The organism is Nocardia sp. NPDC003345 (assembly GCF_053589395.1).
Window position 1 is genome coordinate 1 of sequence record NZ_JBSFRU010000140.1, and the last position, 15,168, is coordinate 15,168.

13 protein-coding genes and 1 pseudogene are annotated in these 15,168 nt (G+C 69.7%); 9 read left to right on the forward strand and 5 right to left on the reverse strand.

Translation table 11 applies throughout. From position 1 onward, the window contains the following. A partial coding sequence (gene treY / locus ACWDU1_RS16905) for a malto-oligosyltrehalose synthase (RefSeq protein WP_449999463.1) occupies positions 1-2,217 on the forward strand: 2,217 nt, incomplete at its 5' end. 15 nt (positions 2,218-2,232) lie between these two features. Here the strand turns inward: treY and ACWDU1_RS16910 are convergent. Further along, the gene (locus ACWDU1_RS16910; protein WP_449999464.1) at positions 2,233-3,636 is read right to left on the reverse strand and encodes an amidase; all 1,404 of its coding nucleotides are present in this window, start codon (positions 3,634-3,636) and stop codon (positions 2,233-2,235) included. 124 nt (positions 3,637-3,760) lie between these two features. Beyond that, on the reverse strand, positions 3,761-3,988 hold the full coding sequence (locus tag ACWDU1_RS16915) for a hypothetical protein (protein ID WP_449999466.1): 228 nt from the start codon (positions 3,986-3,988) through the stop codon (positions 3,761-3,763). A 144-nt stretch (positions 3,989-4,132) separates the two neighbouring features. Between ACWDU1_RS16915 and ACWDU1_RS16920 the strand changes: the two genes are divergently transcribed. Next, complete coding sequence (locus ACWDU1_RS16920) at positions 4,133-4,567, forward strand: nitroreductase family deazaflavin-dependent oxidoreductase (RefSeq protein WP_449999468.1); 435 nt, start codon at positions 4,133-4,135, stop codon at positions 4,565-4,567. Here ACWDU1_RS16920 and ACWDU1_RS16925 read toward each other — a convergent pair. Continuing rightward, the gene (locus ACWDU1_RS16925; RefSeq protein ID WP_449999485.1) at positions 4,554-4,709 is read right to left on the reverse strand and encodes a hypothetical protein; all 156 of its coding nucleotides are present in this window, start codon (positions 4,707-4,709) and stop codon (positions 4,554-4,556) included. The two genes, ACWDU1_RS16920 and ACWDU1_RS16925, sit on opposite strands and share 14 nt — an antisense overlap. Here ACWDU1_RS16925 and ilvA point away from each other — a divergent pair. Further along, entirely contained in the window at positions 4,680-6,035 is a 1,356-nt protein-coding gene (gene ilvA / locus ACWDU1_RS16930) for a threonine ammonia-lyase IlvA (RefSeq protein ID WP_449999469.1), read from the forward strand. The two genes, ACWDU1_RS16925 and ilvA, sit on opposite strands and share 30 nt — an antisense overlap. Before the next feature lie 31 nt (positions 6,036-6,066). Here the strand turns inward: ilvA and ACWDU1_RS16935 are convergent, their stop codons facing one another. After that, the gene (locus ACWDU1_RS16935; RefSeq protein WP_449999471.1) at positions 6,067-7,293 is read right to left on the reverse strand and encodes a serine hydrolase domain-containing protein; all 1,227 of its coding nucleotides are present in this window, start codon (positions 7,291-7,293) and stop codon (positions 6,067-6,069) included. 629 nt (positions 7,294-7,922) lie between these two features. Between ACWDU1_RS16935 and ACWDU1_RS16940 the strand changes: the two genes are divergently transcribed. Beyond that, positions 7,923-8,783, forward strand: coding sequence for a helix-turn-helix domain-containing GNAT family N-acetyltransferase (locus ACWDU1_RS16940; RefSeq protein ID WP_449999473.1), 861 nt, complete (start codon positions 7,923-7,925; stop codon positions 8,781-8,783). Positions 8,784-8,801: 18 nt separating this feature from the next. Here the strand turns inward: ACWDU1_RS16940 and ACWDU1_RS16945 are convergent, their stop codons facing one another. Then, a complete protein-coding gene (locus ACWDU1_RS16945) occupies positions 8,802-9,353 on the reverse strand; it encodes a hypothetical protein (RefSeq protein ID WP_449999475.1) in 552 nt (183 codons plus the stop codon). 197 nt (positions 9,354-9,550) lie between these two features. On the opposite strand from ACWDU1_RS16945, the gene ACWDU1_RS16950 reads away from it, so the two are divergent. From ACWDU1_RS16950 to ACWDU1_RS16970, 5 genes and pseudogenes are all read left to right on the forward strand, one after another. Then, on the forward strand, positions 9,551-10,828 hold the full coding sequence (locus ACWDU1_RS16950) for a PucR family transcriptional regulator (RefSeq protein ID WP_449999477.1): 1,278 nt from the start codon (positions 9,551-9,553) through the stop codon (positions 10,826-10,828). A gap of 268 nt (positions 10,829-11,096) precedes the next feature. Continuing rightward, the gene (locus ACWDU1_RS16955) at positions 11,097-12,113 is read left to right on the forward strand and encodes a phosphotriesterase family protein (protein WP_449999479.1); all 1,017 of its coding nucleotides are present in this window, start codon (positions 11,097-11,099) and stop codon (positions 12,111-12,113) included. Positions 12,114-12,123: 10 nt separating this feature from the next. Then, positions 12,124-12,984, forward strand: a complete 861-nt coding sequence (locus ACWDU1_RS16960; protein WP_449999481.1) for a class I SAM-dependent methyltransferase — start codon at positions 12,124-12,126, stop codon at positions 12,982-12,984. Between the two features lie 255 nt (positions 12,985-13,239). Then, the gene (locus ACWDU1_RS16965) at positions 13,240-15,033 is read left to right on the forward strand and encodes an ABC transporter substrate-binding protein/permease (protein ID WP_449999483.1); all 1,794 of its coding nucleotides are present in this window, start codon (positions 13,240-13,242) and stop codon (positions 15,031-15,033) included. 1 nt (position 15,034) lies between these two features. Then, positions 15,035-15,168: pseudogene (locus tag ACWDU1_RS16970) on the forward strand (peptide ABC transporter ATP-binding protein); the annotation flags it as partial.

A 15,168-nucleotide genomic window follows, 5' to 3' on the forward strand; every position in this document is an offset into this window, starting at 1 on the left:
GCGCACGGCTACGACGTCACCGACCCCACCACGGTCTCCCCCGCGCTCGGCGGGCCGCTGGGCCTGAAATCGCTGGCCGACGAGGTCCGCGACCGCGGTATGGGACTGATCATGGATCTGGTGCCCAACCACGTGGGCGTGGCCGATCCGCAGCAGAACCTCTGGTGGTGGCATGTACTGCAGTACGGCCGCAAATCCCAGTTCGCGTCGTTCTTCGATATCGACTGGAGCCCGGGCAACGGCGTCGGCGGCCGGCTGGCGCTGCCGGTGCTGCGCAGCGAGAACGACCCGGCCGCGCTCACGGTGGACCGGTCCGGTCCCGAACCCCGGCTGGCCCTGCACGAGATGCGCTTCCCGATCGCCCCGGGCACCGACGGCGACAACGCGCTGCGCATCCACGACAAACAGCACTACCGGCTGGTGAGCTGGCGTTCCGGGATCTGCGGCTATCGCCGGTTCCTGGCGGTCAACGGCCTGGCCGCGCTGCGCCAGGAGGAACCGCAGGTTTTCGAGGCCACCCACCGGGAACTGGCCGCGTGGTGTGAACACGATCTGATCGACGGCGTGCGGGTCGATCACCCCGACGGCCTGACCGACCCCGCCGGCTACCTCCAGCGGTTGCGGCAGCTGATCGGCCCCAACCGGCTGCTGCTGGTCGAGAAGACCCTGGCCAACCGCGAACCCCTGGACCCGACACTGCCCATCGACGGCACCACCGGCTACGACAGCATCGCCGATTTCGGCGGGGTGCTGCTCGAACCGGCGGGCGAACCGATCCTCACCGAGCTGTCCCGCCACATCACCGGTCACGGCAGCGACCGGGTCTGGGTCGGCGAGAAGGAACACCGCATCAAACGCGCGGTGGCCGAGAGCATTCTCGGCCCCGAGATCCGCCGCCTGGTCGCCGCGATCAAACAGGACGCGCGGGCCGAGGATTTCGACACCATGGCGCTCACCAACGCCACCATCGAGGTGCTGTCGTTCCTGCCGGTCGCGCGCGCCGACTACGCACCGCTTGCCGGCATGATCAGCGCGGTTCTCGCCGAGGTGGAGAAGCGCAATGCCGAACTGCGCGTCCCGCTGTCCATCCTGGCCACCGCGGTGACCGCCGGTGGCACCGCCTGGAACCGGTTTCACCAGGTGAGCACCGCGATCGGCGCCAAGGCCGTGGAGGACATCCTCTTCTACCGGGCGGTCCGGCTGGTATCGCTGCAGGAACTGGGCGGTAACCCGGCCCGTTTCGGCCGCACGGTCAACGAATTCCATCTGGCGAACGCGTCGCGGGCCCGGCGCTGGCCCGCCTCGATGACCACCCTGTCCACCCACGACACCAAACGCGGCGAGGATGTGCGGGCGCGGATCGGGGTGCTCTCCCAGGTGCCGCGCATGTGGGCCCGCGCGGTGACGCTGTGGCTGGAGAAGCTGCCCCCGCCCGACGGCGCGACCGCACTGTTCCTGCTGCAGAACATGTTCGGGATGTGGCCCGCGGACGGCCGCCCCGCCCCCTCCGTGCCGGGGCTGCGCGAACGCGTGCACCGGTTCGCCGAGAAGGCGATCCGCGAGTCCGGGGAGCACACCTCCTGGGAGGATCCCGATGTCGACTTCGAGAACGCGGTCCACGTCTGGCTCGACCAGGTGATCGACGGCCCGGTCGGCCGTCAGCTCACCGATCTCGCCCACGATCTCGCCCCGCACGCCTGGTCCGATTCGCTGGCGCAGAAGCTGCTACAGCTGTGCGCGCCGGGTATTCCGGATATCTACCAGGGCTGCGAGCTGTGGGAGGACTCGCTGGTCGATCCCGACAACCGCCGTCCGGTCGATTTCGGTTCCCGCGCCGGGCTGCTGCACACCCTCACCACCACACCGCCGCTCGACATCACCGGCGCGGCCAAGATGTGGATCGTGGCCTACGCGCTGTGGTTGCGCCGGGAGCGGCCGGAGTGTTTCGTCGGCGGCACCTACACACCCACCTTCGGTCACGGCGAGCACGCCGACAAACTACTGGCCTACGCGCGTGGCCGGGTGGGCGCCGAACCGGAGATCATCGTGGCCGTCACCCGGCACAGCGTCGCGATCGGTGAGACCGGCTGGGGCGATACCTATATCGAACTGCCGTCGGGATCGTGGACCGACCGGCTCACCGGCCATACCTTCCAGAACCGGGCCCGCACCGAGAAACTGTTCGCGCGGCTCCCGGTCGCGCTCCTGGTCCGCTGAGACCGCCGGGCGTGATCAGGACGCCGCGGTGATGCGCGGGAACGGGTTCGCCGATTCCAGCAGGAATGCCAGTTCGAGCAGCGTTTTCTCGTCGCCGTAGGCCCCGCTGAGCATGACCCCGACCGGCAGCCCCGCCTCGGTGAGGCCGGCGGGCACGGCTATCGACGGCGAACCGGTGACATTGTTGACCGGTGTGTAGCCCACGAAATTCGTGACCCGCTCCAGCAGTTCGGGGAACGGTACGGCCGGGTTCAGATAGCCGATCTCGGGCGTGGTGTGGGTGAGCACCGGCGACAGGACCACATCGCAGCGGGTGAGGACGGCGTCGTAGTCGGCCCGGGCCCGGTTCAACCGGTAGAGCGCGCCCGGTGTGGAGAACAGGCGGCGCCGGAAGGAAGCCGCCAGCCCCTTGGAGAAGGGATCGAGCCGGGAAGCGTCGAAGGACCGGCCGTGCGCCAGTTTGCCGGTGGTGCCCGACATCTGCGCGAGGAACGCCCAGTACTGCAGGAAATCCTCGACCAGGCTCGCCGCCACCGGAGTGGCGATCGGTTCCACCGTATGCCCGGCCCGCTCCAGGATGCCGGCGGTGGCGGTGACCGCCGCGGCGGTCGCCGCATCCGGTTCCAGTCCGTTGGCGGCCGTGGTGAGCAGGCCGATGCGCAGCATGCGGTCCGACGGCCCCTCGACCAGCCCGACCGGTGGCAGTTTCGGATTGCGCCAGTAACGTTCGGCCGCCGCGTGATAGGCCGCCTGATCCCGGACCGACCGGGTCAGTACGCCCTCCGATACGAGTTTGATGGGCAGCTGACGGGCCTGGGCATTCTCGCGATGCCGGCCCCGGCTGGGCTTGAGCGATACCAGTCCGGCACAGGCGGCCGGAATGCGCAGCGAGCCGCCGCCGTCGTTACCGTGCGCGACCGGGACCACGCCCGCCGCGACCATCGCCGCCGAGCCGCCCGACGAACCGCCCACCGTATAGCCGGTATCCCAGGGGTTGCGGGTGGGTTCGCCGTGCTCGAATTCCGTGGTGGAGATGAACCCGAATTCGGGCAGGGTGGTCTTGCCCAGCACGGTCAGGCCGGTGCTCAGCAGCTGCGCGGTGAACCGGTCGTCGGCGGCCGCCGGACGCGGGGTGATCGCGGCGCTGCCGAAGCAGCTGGGCATACCGGCCACATCGGCGTTGTCCTTCACGAACGACGGGACCCCGTACCACACCCCGGTCTGGGTGCCGGCGATCCGCGGGCGCGCGGGCCGGTAGGCGATCGCGTGCAGTCGCGGATCTACCGCGTCGGCGCGGGCGATGGCGGCCTCGGCCAGCTCCGCCGGGCTCACCGCGCCGGTTCGGACCTGTTCGGCCAGCGCCACGGTGTCGTACTCACCCAGCGCGTCGTCGGTGAAGGCATGTACTCGATCGGTCATGAATGCGGCTCGCGTAGTCGTCGGGGCCCTGGATCTCGACCCGGAGCCGGTTGGACAGGTGATCAACTCGGCTCAGCCTAGTACGCGGGCCCGGCCCGCCGCCGGAATCGGCGGACCGCGGGTTCTACCGCGTGGCGCGCCACCGGCCCAGCGTCCACAGCAGCGCGCCCACCGCGGCGCCGAGCAGCACCCCGGCCTGCGCGGAACCCAGGATCACCGCCGGGATCAGGAAGACCAGCAGCCCCACGCCCAGCGCCTCCAGCTTGTACAGCGGCCAGCGCGTGCCCGCGATATCGATCCCCGGCGCGGTGGAATCACCGGCCCGGAGTTCGAGGGAGTGCGATGCGGTCATGTATTGAGGCTACCCGTGCACTCGGATTTCGGTCCAGCGAACTTTTGTCTTCCCCGACACATATCCCCCCGGTCGCGACCCTCCACCGCCCGCCTCGACGGCGCGCCGGGAACAACACGGCGCGGCCCGGACGTTGGCCGGGGCATGCCATTGACCGGAGAATACGCACCGTCCACATCCGACTGGGCCCGTGAGCAGGCCGAGAAGATCGAACAGTCCGGTGGTACCGAGGGCACCACCATGCAGGGCATGCCGGTGATCGTGCTGACCACCGTGGGCAACAAGACCGGGAAGCTGCGTAAGACCGCGCTCATGCGGGTCGAGCACGAGGGCGAATACGCGGTGGTCGCGTCGCTGGGCGGCGCTCCCAAACATCCCGTCTGGTACTTCAATGTCGTCGCCCAGCCGCATGTGGAACTTCAGGACGGCACCGTCACCCGGGACTACACCGCGCGGGAGGTCTTCGGCGAGGAGAAGGCCCTCTGGTGGGAGCGGGCCGTGGCGGCCTATCCGCCCTACGACGACTACCAGCGCAAGACCGACCGGCAGATCCCGGTGTTCGTCCTCAGCCCGCGCTGACCCGCACGGCCTCGTCCAGTGCCCGCGCGGTGGGGGCGAGGCCGTTGCCGCGGGCAACGAAATCCCAGTACAGGGCCACCCGCCGCAGCCCGCCGGCGCGGCGGGTGGCAGCATGGAGCGGGTGTCCGATGTGCTCACTCACCTGCCAGAAGCCCGTCCCGCGCTGACCGCGGACGAGATCGACGCCGCAGCAAAACGCATCGCCGACATCATCGAGCCGACCCCGCTGCAGCTATGCCCGCGCCTATCGCAGCTGACCGGCGCGCGGGTGTATCTCAAACGCGAAGACCTCACCGTGGTGCGCTCCTACAAACTGCGCGGCGCCTACAACCTGGTGGTACAGCTCAGCGAATCCGAGCGGGCGGCCGGGGTGGTCACCGCGAGCGCGGGCAACCACGCGCAGGGCGTGGCCTTCGCCTGCCGCGCCATGGGGATCACCGGTCGCATCTACGTCCCGACCACCACGCCCAAACAGAAACGCGACCGGATCCGGGTGCACGGCGGCGAATTCGTCGAACTGATCGCGGTGGGCGAAACCTTCGACGCCGCGGCCGCGGCCGCCGCCGCCGATGTGCGCCGCACCGGGGCGACCATGGTCCCCCCGTTCGACGACACCCGCACCGCGGCGGGTCAGGGCACCATCGCCGCGGAGATCCTGGACCAGCTGGATGCGCCCCCCGATCTGGTGGTCGTCCCGGTGGGCGGCGGCGGCTGCCTCGCCGGAATAGGCACCTATCTGCGCGAACGCTCCGCCTCGACGGCCATTCTCGGCGTCGAGCCGGCCGGCGCCGCCTCCATGACCGCCGCCCTGGTGGCCGGCGCGCCGGTGACGCTGCCCGAATTGGACCCGTTCGTCGACGGCGCCGCGGTGCGCCGGATCGGGCAGGTCCCCTTCGACGCGGTTTCGGGCTTCGGCGGGCGGGTGGTGTCGCACGGATCGCTGCCGTTGCTCACCGGGACCGAATCGCCCACCGGCGCGGGGTCGTTCCGGCTGCTGCGGGTCGACGAGGGCGCGATCTGCACCGCCATGCTGGAGCTGTACCAGAACGAGGGGATCATCGCCGAGCCCGCGGGTGCGCTCGCGGTCAGCGCGCTGCTGGAAACCGCGCCGGAACCCGGGTCGACGGTGGTCTGCCTCATCTCCGGCGGCAACAACGACGTCTCCCGGTACGGCGAGGTGATCGAACGGTCGCTGGTGCATCAGGGCCTGAAGCACTATTTCCTGGTGGATTTCCCGCAGGAACCCGGCGCGCTGCGCCGATTCCTGGACGAGGTCCTCGGCCCCGACGACGACATCACCCTGTTCGAGTACGTCAAACGCAACAACCGTGAGACCGGGGCCGCGCTGGTCGGTATCGAACTGGGCGAACGAGCCGGTCTGGCACCGCTGCTGGACCGGATCGACCGGTCGCCGATCCGCTGCGAGCGACTGGAACCGGGTTCACCCGCCTACCGCTATCTGACCTGAGCCGGACGATCGGGCGGCCCGGCCGCCCGATCTAGGCCGCGACCTCGCGGGGCGCGGTGCGCCGCTCGATCCGCCGGGCCGAGCGGGCACCGGCCATGACCAGCGGAAGCAGCCAGGCGAACGCGGGCTGATCCACGGCCAGGGTTTCCATGGACAACCGGTTGTGCACGAAGCCGACCGAAAGACCGCTGTCGGGGTCGGCCCAGCCGAACGAACCGCCCAGCCCGATATGGCCGAAGGCCCGGGGCGCGCCGAGGGTCGGCATCGAGTGGTAGCCGAGATGCCACAGCGGGCCCAGGTACATGAACAGGCCGGTGTCCGGCCGGTAGCGTTCGATCCGCCGGATGGCCTGGATGGCCGCGCCGGAGAGATAGCGCCGGCCGCCGGCCAGCCCGTCGCAGGCCAGCGGTTCGTACATGGCGGCCAGGCCGTTGGCGCTGCAGACTCCGTTGCCGGCCGGCATCTCGGATTCCAGCACGGGCGGGTTGGGGCCGGTCAGGATGGCCTCGGCGCCCGGGATGAACAGGGAGCGGCTACCGACACCGACCGCGCCCGGAATGCCCTGCAGCAGGGTCACCAGCCGCGAGCCGCGTGGCGTGCCCGCGAAGGAGAACCCGGTGCCGAAGCATTCGGCGGCCATGGTCACCGATCCCGCCGGCGGGCGCCCGAGGTGGATGCCCTCGATCCCCAGTGGCGCCGCGACCTCCTGCTGGAAGAGTTCCTTCATACTCGCGCCGGTCACCGCCCGGGTCAGCCCGGCGAGCAGCCAGCCGAAGGTGATGGCGTGATAGGCGGGCACGCCGAGCAGCCGGTCGGGCGTGGCCGCGGCCAGTCGTTCCGCCATGAGCGCGTGGTCGAGCATCTCCGACCCGTGCACCGCCAGGGTCCCCACCCCGGACAACCCCGCCGAATGAGTGAGTATCTGCCGGACCGTGATGTTCTTCTTACCGTTGCACCCGAACTCCGGCCAGTATTCGCACACCGGAGCGTCGTAGTCGATCAGTCCACGGTCGGCGAGCCGGTGCACGACGGTCGAGGCGATACCCTTGGTCGCCGAGAAGACCATCGCTCCGGTATCCCGGGTCCACGGCTTTCCGGGAGCGGATTCCCCGATCCACAGATCCAGGATCGGTTCCCCGTGCCGGTACACCGCCAACGCCGCGCCCACACCCTTGCGGCCACCATAGACCCTGGTGAGAGCGGAGGTCAGCCGCCGGAATTCTGGTCCGGCGGTGCCGGCACAAGCGACGCTGCTCATCCTTACACAGTAAGGTCATCCGATGGTTTCCTGCAATGCCGTCCCGGACGGTGGACACCCGGGAACCGGTGCTCACCGCCACCTTCCGGCGGCTGCGAGATCTTCGGGCGGCGACTCGCCCGTATACCCGAATGTGATTGTCCGAGACAGTCCCCCGCATCGGCTACCACCGGGCACATCCCCATCACGCATAGAGACCGTCGGCCCGGACACACGGGCACCGGTTCGGAAAATCTCCGGCAATCGGCCCGGAAAGGCAGCGACAGCACCGCACGGACAACGGGGGAAGCCGCGCAAAAGGTCGTGAATTCGACGATCTTCCGGCGGATGATCACCCCATTCCGGAAACGCCGGAACAATTCCGGCCGAACCCTGCGTCACCCCGCTGCCGCGCCACCCGAATCATGATCATCACGACTGTTCGGAATACTGCATCGAAATGCATCGATGCAGATCCGACCCGGAATGACCGAGGTGAAGTGTCTTCATTTCGGTTGGGCGACGGAATCATCACCACAAGGCCGCGAATAGATCGCGGAAAAGGAGCGCCGGACACCATCGACAGCGTTGGATAAACCCGGCGGCGGAAATTTTTTTCCGCCGAATTCTGCCGCCGATATAGTGGCCCCATGACCTCCTTGGAACCGCCGGTCGTGCGGGACCGCGAGCGCGGCGACGCGCTACCGGTCGCCGACGCGGCCCTCTACGCCGGGTGGTTTTCCTGTCTGGCCGACCCCACCCGGGTCCGCCTGCTACATCAGGTCGCCACGAGCCCGGCCGGAATCCATATCGGGGAGATCGCCGAAGCACTCGGCGTCGGACAACCCACCGTCTCCCATCACGTCCGCAAGCTCACCGACGCCGGTTTCGTCACCGTGCACAAAGAGGGCACGGCCACTCTCGTCACGGTGAACCCGCACCGGTGCACCGAACTCCCGCATACCGCGGACGCGGTGATGGGAATCCTGACTCCGCAACCACCCTGTCCCGAAGACCTGCCCCACGATGTGACGGTGCGGGCCATGACCGACGCCGACTGGACCCCGGTCCGCGGTATCTACGCCGCGCGCGGCACCGTCTACCCGGCGGTCTTCGCCGCCGATGCCCCCGAACCCGAGGCCCTCGACCGCCGGTGGCTCCCCGAGCACCGCTGGGTCGCCGAGATCGACGGCCGGATCGCCGGCTGGGCCGCGCTCACCCCGGTCTCCGACGAGGACTTCTACCAGGACGTCGCCGACAGTTGTGTCATGGTCACCGAGGCCATGGAGGGCCGCGGCGCCGGTGCCGCGCTGCTGCGGCGGCAGGTACTGGCCGCCGAGGACGCCGGCCTGCGGACCCTGCAGACCACGTTGTTCCCCGAGGACCGCGTCGCGATCTCGCTGCACCACGCGGCCGGGTTCCGCACCGTCGGTATCCGGGAACGTATCGGCCGCTCGGAGGGACGCTGGCGCGACGCGGTCCTGCTGGAACGGCGCAGCCCCCTGAACTGACCGGGATCCGGCGGCCGGTCACGGACCACTGCGCACCGGCCGCAGGATCACCTTCAACCACAGTGTCGCCAGACCACACAGCACACACAGCACCGCGACCACCGCGGTGAGCCAGTCGGTGAACGACAGCCCGAGCAGCCCGGATTCGCCGTATTCCGCGAGCGGATGCACACCGATCATCAGCATGGCCACGGTCCCGTACAGCGATATCAGCGAGGTGGGAACCCAGCGCAGCCAGCGGAACGGCAGCACCGCCGAATCCGGGGCGGCGCCGGAGAACACCAGCCCCACCCGCGACCACGCCAGCCCGTTGGGCACCAGCACACCCAGATCCAGCAGCAGCGCGATCAGCGCGACCGCCCACACTCCGAACGGCAGGTCCGAGACCGGCCAGCGCAGCGGCAGCAGCGCGCCGACCGAGAGCCCGAGGGCGAGCGCCAGCCCCACCCCCGCCAGCACCGACCAGACCACCGACCATTTCCACCGGGTGGCGGCGAGCTCGACCGTGGTGGCGCGTTCGGCCTGCGAGCACGCCTCATACCATCCCGGAGCACCCGCGGAGATCTTCATGGAGCCGCCCGTACCGTGTCGTTCCTGCACCTGCGCCGCGCCTACCCGGTACACCGGCAGCCCGTCTCCCGCGACTCTATCGGTCCGGCCACCGGGAGGCGACCGTGCGCTCGGCCGGTGGCGCACAGACGCCCACCGCACGCGGTATCGCTACCCGAAGGTCGTCCTGTCACCGGCCGGGCGGCGATGATGGGACGGTGGCACAGCTTTCCGGCGCACTCTCGGCCGACGAGATCATCGAGCGGGTCGCCTACCGGTTCACCGGTGAGCGCGACCGGTTCATCGAGACGCTCTCGGCACAGATGCGCGGGCGCGTTCCGGTGCTGGACCGCGATCCCCGGCTCCGGGAACTGATGGAAGCCGGTACCGCGGACAACCTGACCGCCGCACTGGAGTTCCTGGGCGGCGAGGACGACGGCGACGGAGTCCTCGCCCCGGAACGGGCCGTGGTGTACGCCCGCGCCCTCGCCCAGCACGATGTACCGGTATCGGCGATGATCGCCGCGTACCGGGTCGGCCAGGCGGGCTTCCTCGATGCCGCGATGCGCTACGCGGTCGAACTGGGCGGCGCCGACACCACCGCGGTGATCGTGCGGATGGTGCACCGGACCTCGCTCTATATCGACCGGGTCTGTGAGCAGGTCACGGTCGCCTACGAACAGGAACGCGACCGCTGGGTGAGCAGCCGGAGCGGGCTGCGCCAGCAGTGGGTGACCCGGCTGCTGGCGGGGACGCCCACCGATCCCGCCGAAGCCGAGCGGGTCCTGCAGTATCCGCTCACCGGCCACCATCTGGCGGTACACGCCTGGACCGGCGCCGATCTCACCGCCGCCACCGCCGTGGCCGTGCTCGACCGCTGCCGGACCGCGCTGGCCGGATCGTTCGGCCGGGTGCGGGCGACGCTCATGGTTCCGGTGGACGAGCGCGAGGTACGGCTGTGGTTCGCGGTTCCGGGTCCGCTCACCGTCGATGCCGCGGCCGTCGGACGGGTATTGGGCGAACGGGAGCTGCCGGTGCGCGCCGCGATCGGCGGATGCGCGCCCGGTATCGAAGGATTCCGGCGGTGTTCCCGGCAAGCCGAACGCGTCCGCCACCTCGCCCTCGCCGGCGGCACGGACAGCGGGAAGGTGATCGCCTACGCCGATGTGGCGGCCACCGCGCTACTGGCCCGCGATATCGACTCGCTACGTGAATTCGTCGCCGAGATACTCGGCGAACTGGCGGTGGACAATCAGCGCAATCACGGGCTGCGGGAGACGCTGCGGGTTTTCCTGGCGCTCAACCACAGTTACGCGGGGGCCGCCGAACAGCTGGCGGTACACCGCAACACCGTGCAGTACCGGGTCCGGCAGGCGACCGGCCTGCTGGGCGGCGGGCGCAACGGCCACGATGCCGATCTGCACCTGCGTCTCGCGCTACAGGCCACGCAGCGGCTGGGCTCGGCGATCCTGCGCCCCGACGACCCGGCACACTGAAACCGCTCGCGCCGACCTGTCGCACCGCGCCTGCCCGGCTGTGCGCGGCGCACAAATGCCCGCCGGCCTTTCATGCGGCCGGAATATGGTCCGCGCCGACCCGGTAGCCCTAGAGTTGCGGGTATCCCGGAAACCGGCCGCCACCTGGTTCGGCAACCAGTTTCGCGTGCTGTCACCGGGACTCGCGCCGGTCTCGCCGGAATCGCATCCACCCCGCTTGTCCACGCCGGCGCGCCCGTGCGCCCCGCCCTATCAGGAGACGTTCGCTGTGTCCCCGATCAACACCGTCCTCGGCCCGGCGGATACCGCCGATCTCGGTACCACGCTCATGCACGAGCATGTCTTCGTCCTCAGTTCCGATGTGCAGCAGAACTTTCCGTCGGAATGGGGTTCGGACAGCGAACGCGTCGACGACGCGGTCCGCCGCCTCACGGCCGCCTACGACGCCGGGGTGCGCACCATCGTCGATCCCACGGTGGTGGGGCTGGGCCGGTACATCCCCCGGATCGCCGAGATCGCCCGCCGGATCCCGCTGCGGTTGATCGTGGCCACCGGGCTCTACACCTACGACGATGTGCCGTTCTACTTCCACTACCGGGGTCCGGCGCTGAATCCGATGGTCGGCGCCGAGGTCGCGGACCCCATGGTCGATATGTTCGTCAGCGATATCCGCGACGGGATCGCCGGCACGGGCGTGCGGGCGGGCATGCTCAAATGCGCGATCGACGCCCAGGGGCTGACTCCGGGAGTCGAGCGGGTGATGCGCGCGGTCGCCCGCGCCCACCACGAGACCGGGGTGCCGATCACCGTGCACACGCACCCGGACTCCGGGTCCGGGCTCGAGGTCAAACGCGTCCTGTGCGCCGAGGAGGGCGTCGACCCGGGCCGGATCGTGCTGGGACACAGCGGCGACACCACGGATCTCGAATACCTCACCACCCTCGCGGACGCCGGTTTCGTGCTGGGCATGGACCGGTTCGGGATCAATCTCGACACCACGTTCGAGGCCCGCGCCGATACGCTCATCGAGATGCTGCGCCGGGGCTACGCCGAACGGATGGTGCTCTCCCAGGACTCCAGTTGCTATATCGACTGGATGCAACCCTCGCTGCGCGAGGCGGTGCTGCCGCAATGGCACTACACCCATCTGTTCGACGATGTCTTCCCCTACGTGCTCGATCGCGGCATCGACCCCGAACTGCTCCGGACCATGCTCGAGGACGTCCCGCGCGCGTTCTTCGAAGCGGGCGCGGCCGATCGCGGCCGCGAGGACGCGGACCTCTAGGTTCTGGAGTATGGACAACGACGGCCCCAGCCGGACAGCGCTCATCACCGCGTACGCCCGCGCCTATCACCAGATCGCCGACCGGCCACCGATCTTCACCGATCCGCTGGCGGCCCGGCTGCTCGGCGTCACCGCGGCGGAGCTGACCGACGCGGGCACGTCCACAACCGGCGATCTCGGGCTCGCGGTCGGTGATCGGTCCCGGCGGCTGTTCTTCGCCGCCCGCGCCCGCTTCGCCGAAGACGCGGTGGCCGCGGCCGTAGCCGACGGGGTCCGGCAGGTCGTGATCCTCGGGGCCGGCCTGGACACCTTCGCCTATCGCAATCCGCACCCGGATCTGCGGGTGTTCGAGGTCGATCACCCCGCCACCCAGGCTTGGAAACGCGAACGCCTCACCGCGGCCGGAATCGACCTCCCGGAAACGCTGACCTTCGTACCGGCCGACTTCGAAACCCGGACCCTGGCAGCCGGATTGGCGGCCGGCGGATTCGCACGAACGGACCCGGCCGTATTCGTGTGGCTCGGTGTCGTGTTCTACCTGACCCCGAGCGCCGCCGAGACCACCCTCGAATACATCGCGGGCCAGGGCCGTCCCGCCGCGGTGATCTTCGACTACCTGCGGCCCGCCGACAGCGACGAGGACCGCGCGTACCAGCGGGCACGTGCCGAGCGGCTGGCCGGCGTCGGCGAACCGGTGTTCAGCTACTTCACCCCCGGGGAGATCGCCGCGCGACTGTCCGCCCTCGGCTTCACCGACCTCGAGGACCACGCCGGCCCCGACCTCATCGCCGGCTACCTCGGCGGATCCCCGGCCGGGGACGAACCGCCCCGCACCCTGCGGGCGAACCGCATCCTGCGCGCGAGTCGCTGAGGATTTCGCCGTGTGATCGCCACCACCGCCCGGCCGCAGGTTACCCGACCACGCTCGGGTAACCGCCTCCACGACCGGCGGCCCCGCCCGGTCCCGCGATCCCGGCGCGCGGCCGAATTCGGCTCGCGCCGAGCGAAACCGGGTCATCGCCGGAATATGCCCTGTTCGCGGGGTGCGTGCGGCGCGGCGCCGGTCTCCGGCGCACCCGGGGCTGCGGCCCGGAAGCGGCGGGCCCGGGGGCTAGGGTTGTCGATCATGGCCGCTCTGCCCGTTCCGCGCGCCCGCGCGCTGCTCGCCGCGATACTGCTCGCCGTCGCCCTGCTGGCCACGGCGTGCGGCGGCGGTGGCGGCGATACCGCCGCCCGCGATCTGTGCTCGCCGCCGGGACCCGAGGCGGCCTCGGCCGCCCCGCAGAACCTCACCGCACCCGGCGCCGGGTCCGAGGACAGGTTCACCACCGATACCACCGTGCCACTGGACTCGGTCGATATCTCCCGGCTCGGGCTGCTCCGGCCCGGCGTACTGAGCGTCGGCACCCTCTCCGACGCCCCGCCCAGTATCTGCGTCGACTCCCGGGGCAGCTTCACCGGTTTCGACAACGAACTGCTGCGCGCGGTGGCGGCGAAGATCGGGCTGCAGGTCGAATTCTCCGGCACCGAGTTCGCGGGCCTGCTGGCCCAGGTGGCCGGCGGCCGGTTCGACGCCGGCTCCTCCAACATCACCACCACCGACGCCCGCCGCCAGCTGGTCGGCTTCACCAACGGCTACGATTTCGGCTACTTCTCGCTGGTCGTCAAGGACGGCAGCCCGGTCCGAAGTTTCGCCGACCTGGATCCGGGGTCGCGGGTGGCGGTCGTGCAGGGCACCGTGCAGGACGAGTACGTGGTGAACGAACTCGGTCTGGATCCGGTGAAGTTCCCCGACTACAACACCGCCTACGCCAATGTGAAAACCGGTCAGGTCGATGCCTGGGTGGCGCCCTCGGCGCAGGCCGAAGGCGCGATCGCCCCGGGCGACGCCACCTCGGTGGTGGAGAACTCCTTCAGTCTCGACAACTTCGCCGCGTGGGCGGTCCCGAAGAACAACAAACCGCTCACCGACGCGCTCAACGCCGGACTCGACGCCGTGATCGCCGACGGCACCTACGCCCGCCTGTACAGCGACTGGGTGCCCCGGGAACTACCGCCCGGCTGGAAACCCGGTTCGAAAGCCGCGCCGGCCCCGCAACTCCCCGATTTCGCGGCGCTGGCCGCCGAACGCGGGCCGGAAGAACAGACGCAGCAGGCGCCCGAGTCCACCCTGGAACAATTGGGCGACACCTTCTTCGATTGGTCGCTGTACCGCCAGGCCTTACCCGACCTCTTCAAGACGGGTCTGCCGAATACCCTGATCCTGGCCTTGGTCTCCGGAGTGCTGGGCACCGTCCTCGGCATGCTGCTCGCGGTGGCAGGTATCTCGCGGACCCGCTGGCTGCGCTGGCCCGCCCGGGTCTACACCGATATCTTCCGCGGCCTGCCGGCGGTGGTCATCATCCTGCTCATCGGGCTCGGGGTCGGGCCGGTGGTCGGCAACCTCACCGGTAACAACCCCTACTGGCTGGGCGCGGTCGCGCTGGCCCTGCTCGCCTCGGCCTATATCGGCGAGATATTCCGGTCGGGTATCCAATCGGTGGAACCGGGCCAGCTCGAGGCGGCGCGGGCGATCGGCTTCGGTTACCGGCAGGCCATGACCCTGGTGGTGATCCCACAGGGTGTGCGCCGGGTGCTGCCCGCCCTGATGAACCAGTTCATCGCGTTGATCAAGGATTCGTCCCTGATCTACTTCCTCGGCCTGCTCGCCACCCAGCGCGAACTGTTCGCGGTGGGACGCGACCTCAACGCTCAGACCGGAAATCTGTCCCCGCTGGTGGCGGCCGGTCTGGTGTATCTACTGCTGACCATCCCCCTCACCCACCTGGTGAACTACATCGACCGGCGGATGCGCACCGGGCGGCCCGATCAGCCGGTCGATGCGGTCGAACAGGCCACGATCACGGAAGGCCGGGGCTGATATGAGCGCCGCACTCACCGGAACCGGACTCCATCTGCGGCTGGGCCGCAACCAGGTGCTGCGTGGCGTGGACATCCATGTCGACGCCGGGAAGACGACCACGGTCATCGGGCCGTCGGGCTCGGGTAAATCCAC

What these genes read in the sequence shown, in the direction of transcription:
- ACWDU1_RS16915 (WP_449999466.1), bottom strand. Translation starts at nt 3,988, where the DNA reads ATGACCGCATCGCACTCCCTCGAACTCCGGGCCGGTGATTCCACCGCG.
- ACWDU1_RS16910 (WP_449999464.1), bottom strand. Translation starts at nt 3,636, where the DNA reads ATGACCGATCGAGTACATGCCTTCACCGACGACGCGCTGGGTGAGTAC.
- ACWDU1_RS16940 (WP_449999473.1), top strand. Translation starts at nt 7,923, where the DNA reads ATGACCTCCTTGGAACCGCCGGTCGTGCGGGACCGCGAGCGCGGCGAC.
- ACWDU1_RS16935 (WP_449999471.1), bottom strand. Translation starts at nt 7,293, where the DNA reads ATGAGCAGCGTCGCTTGTGCCGGCACCGCCGGACCAGAATTCCGGCGG.
- ilvA (WP_449999469.1), top strand. Translation starts at nt 4,680, where the DNA reads ATGGAGCGGGTGTCCGATGTGCTCACTCACCTGCCAGAAGCCCGTCCC.
- ACWDU1_RS16965 (WP_449999483.1), top strand. Translation starts at nt 13,240, where the DNA reads ATGGCCGCTCTGCCCGTTCCGCGCGCCCGCGCGCTGCTCGCCGCGATA.
- ACWDU1_RS16945 (WP_449999475.1), bottom strand. Translation starts at nt 9,353, where the DNA reads ATGAAGATCTCCGCGGGTGCTCCGGGATGGTATGAGGCGTGCTCGCAG.
- ACWDU1_RS16960 (WP_449999481.1), top strand. Translation starts at nt 12,124, where the DNA reads ATGGACAACGACGGCCCCAGCCGGACAGCGCTCATCACCGCGTACGCC.
- ACWDU1_RS16920 (WP_449999468.1), top strand. Translation starts at nt 4,133, where the DNA reads ATGCCATTGACCGGAGAATACGCACCGTCCACATCCGACTGGGCCCGT.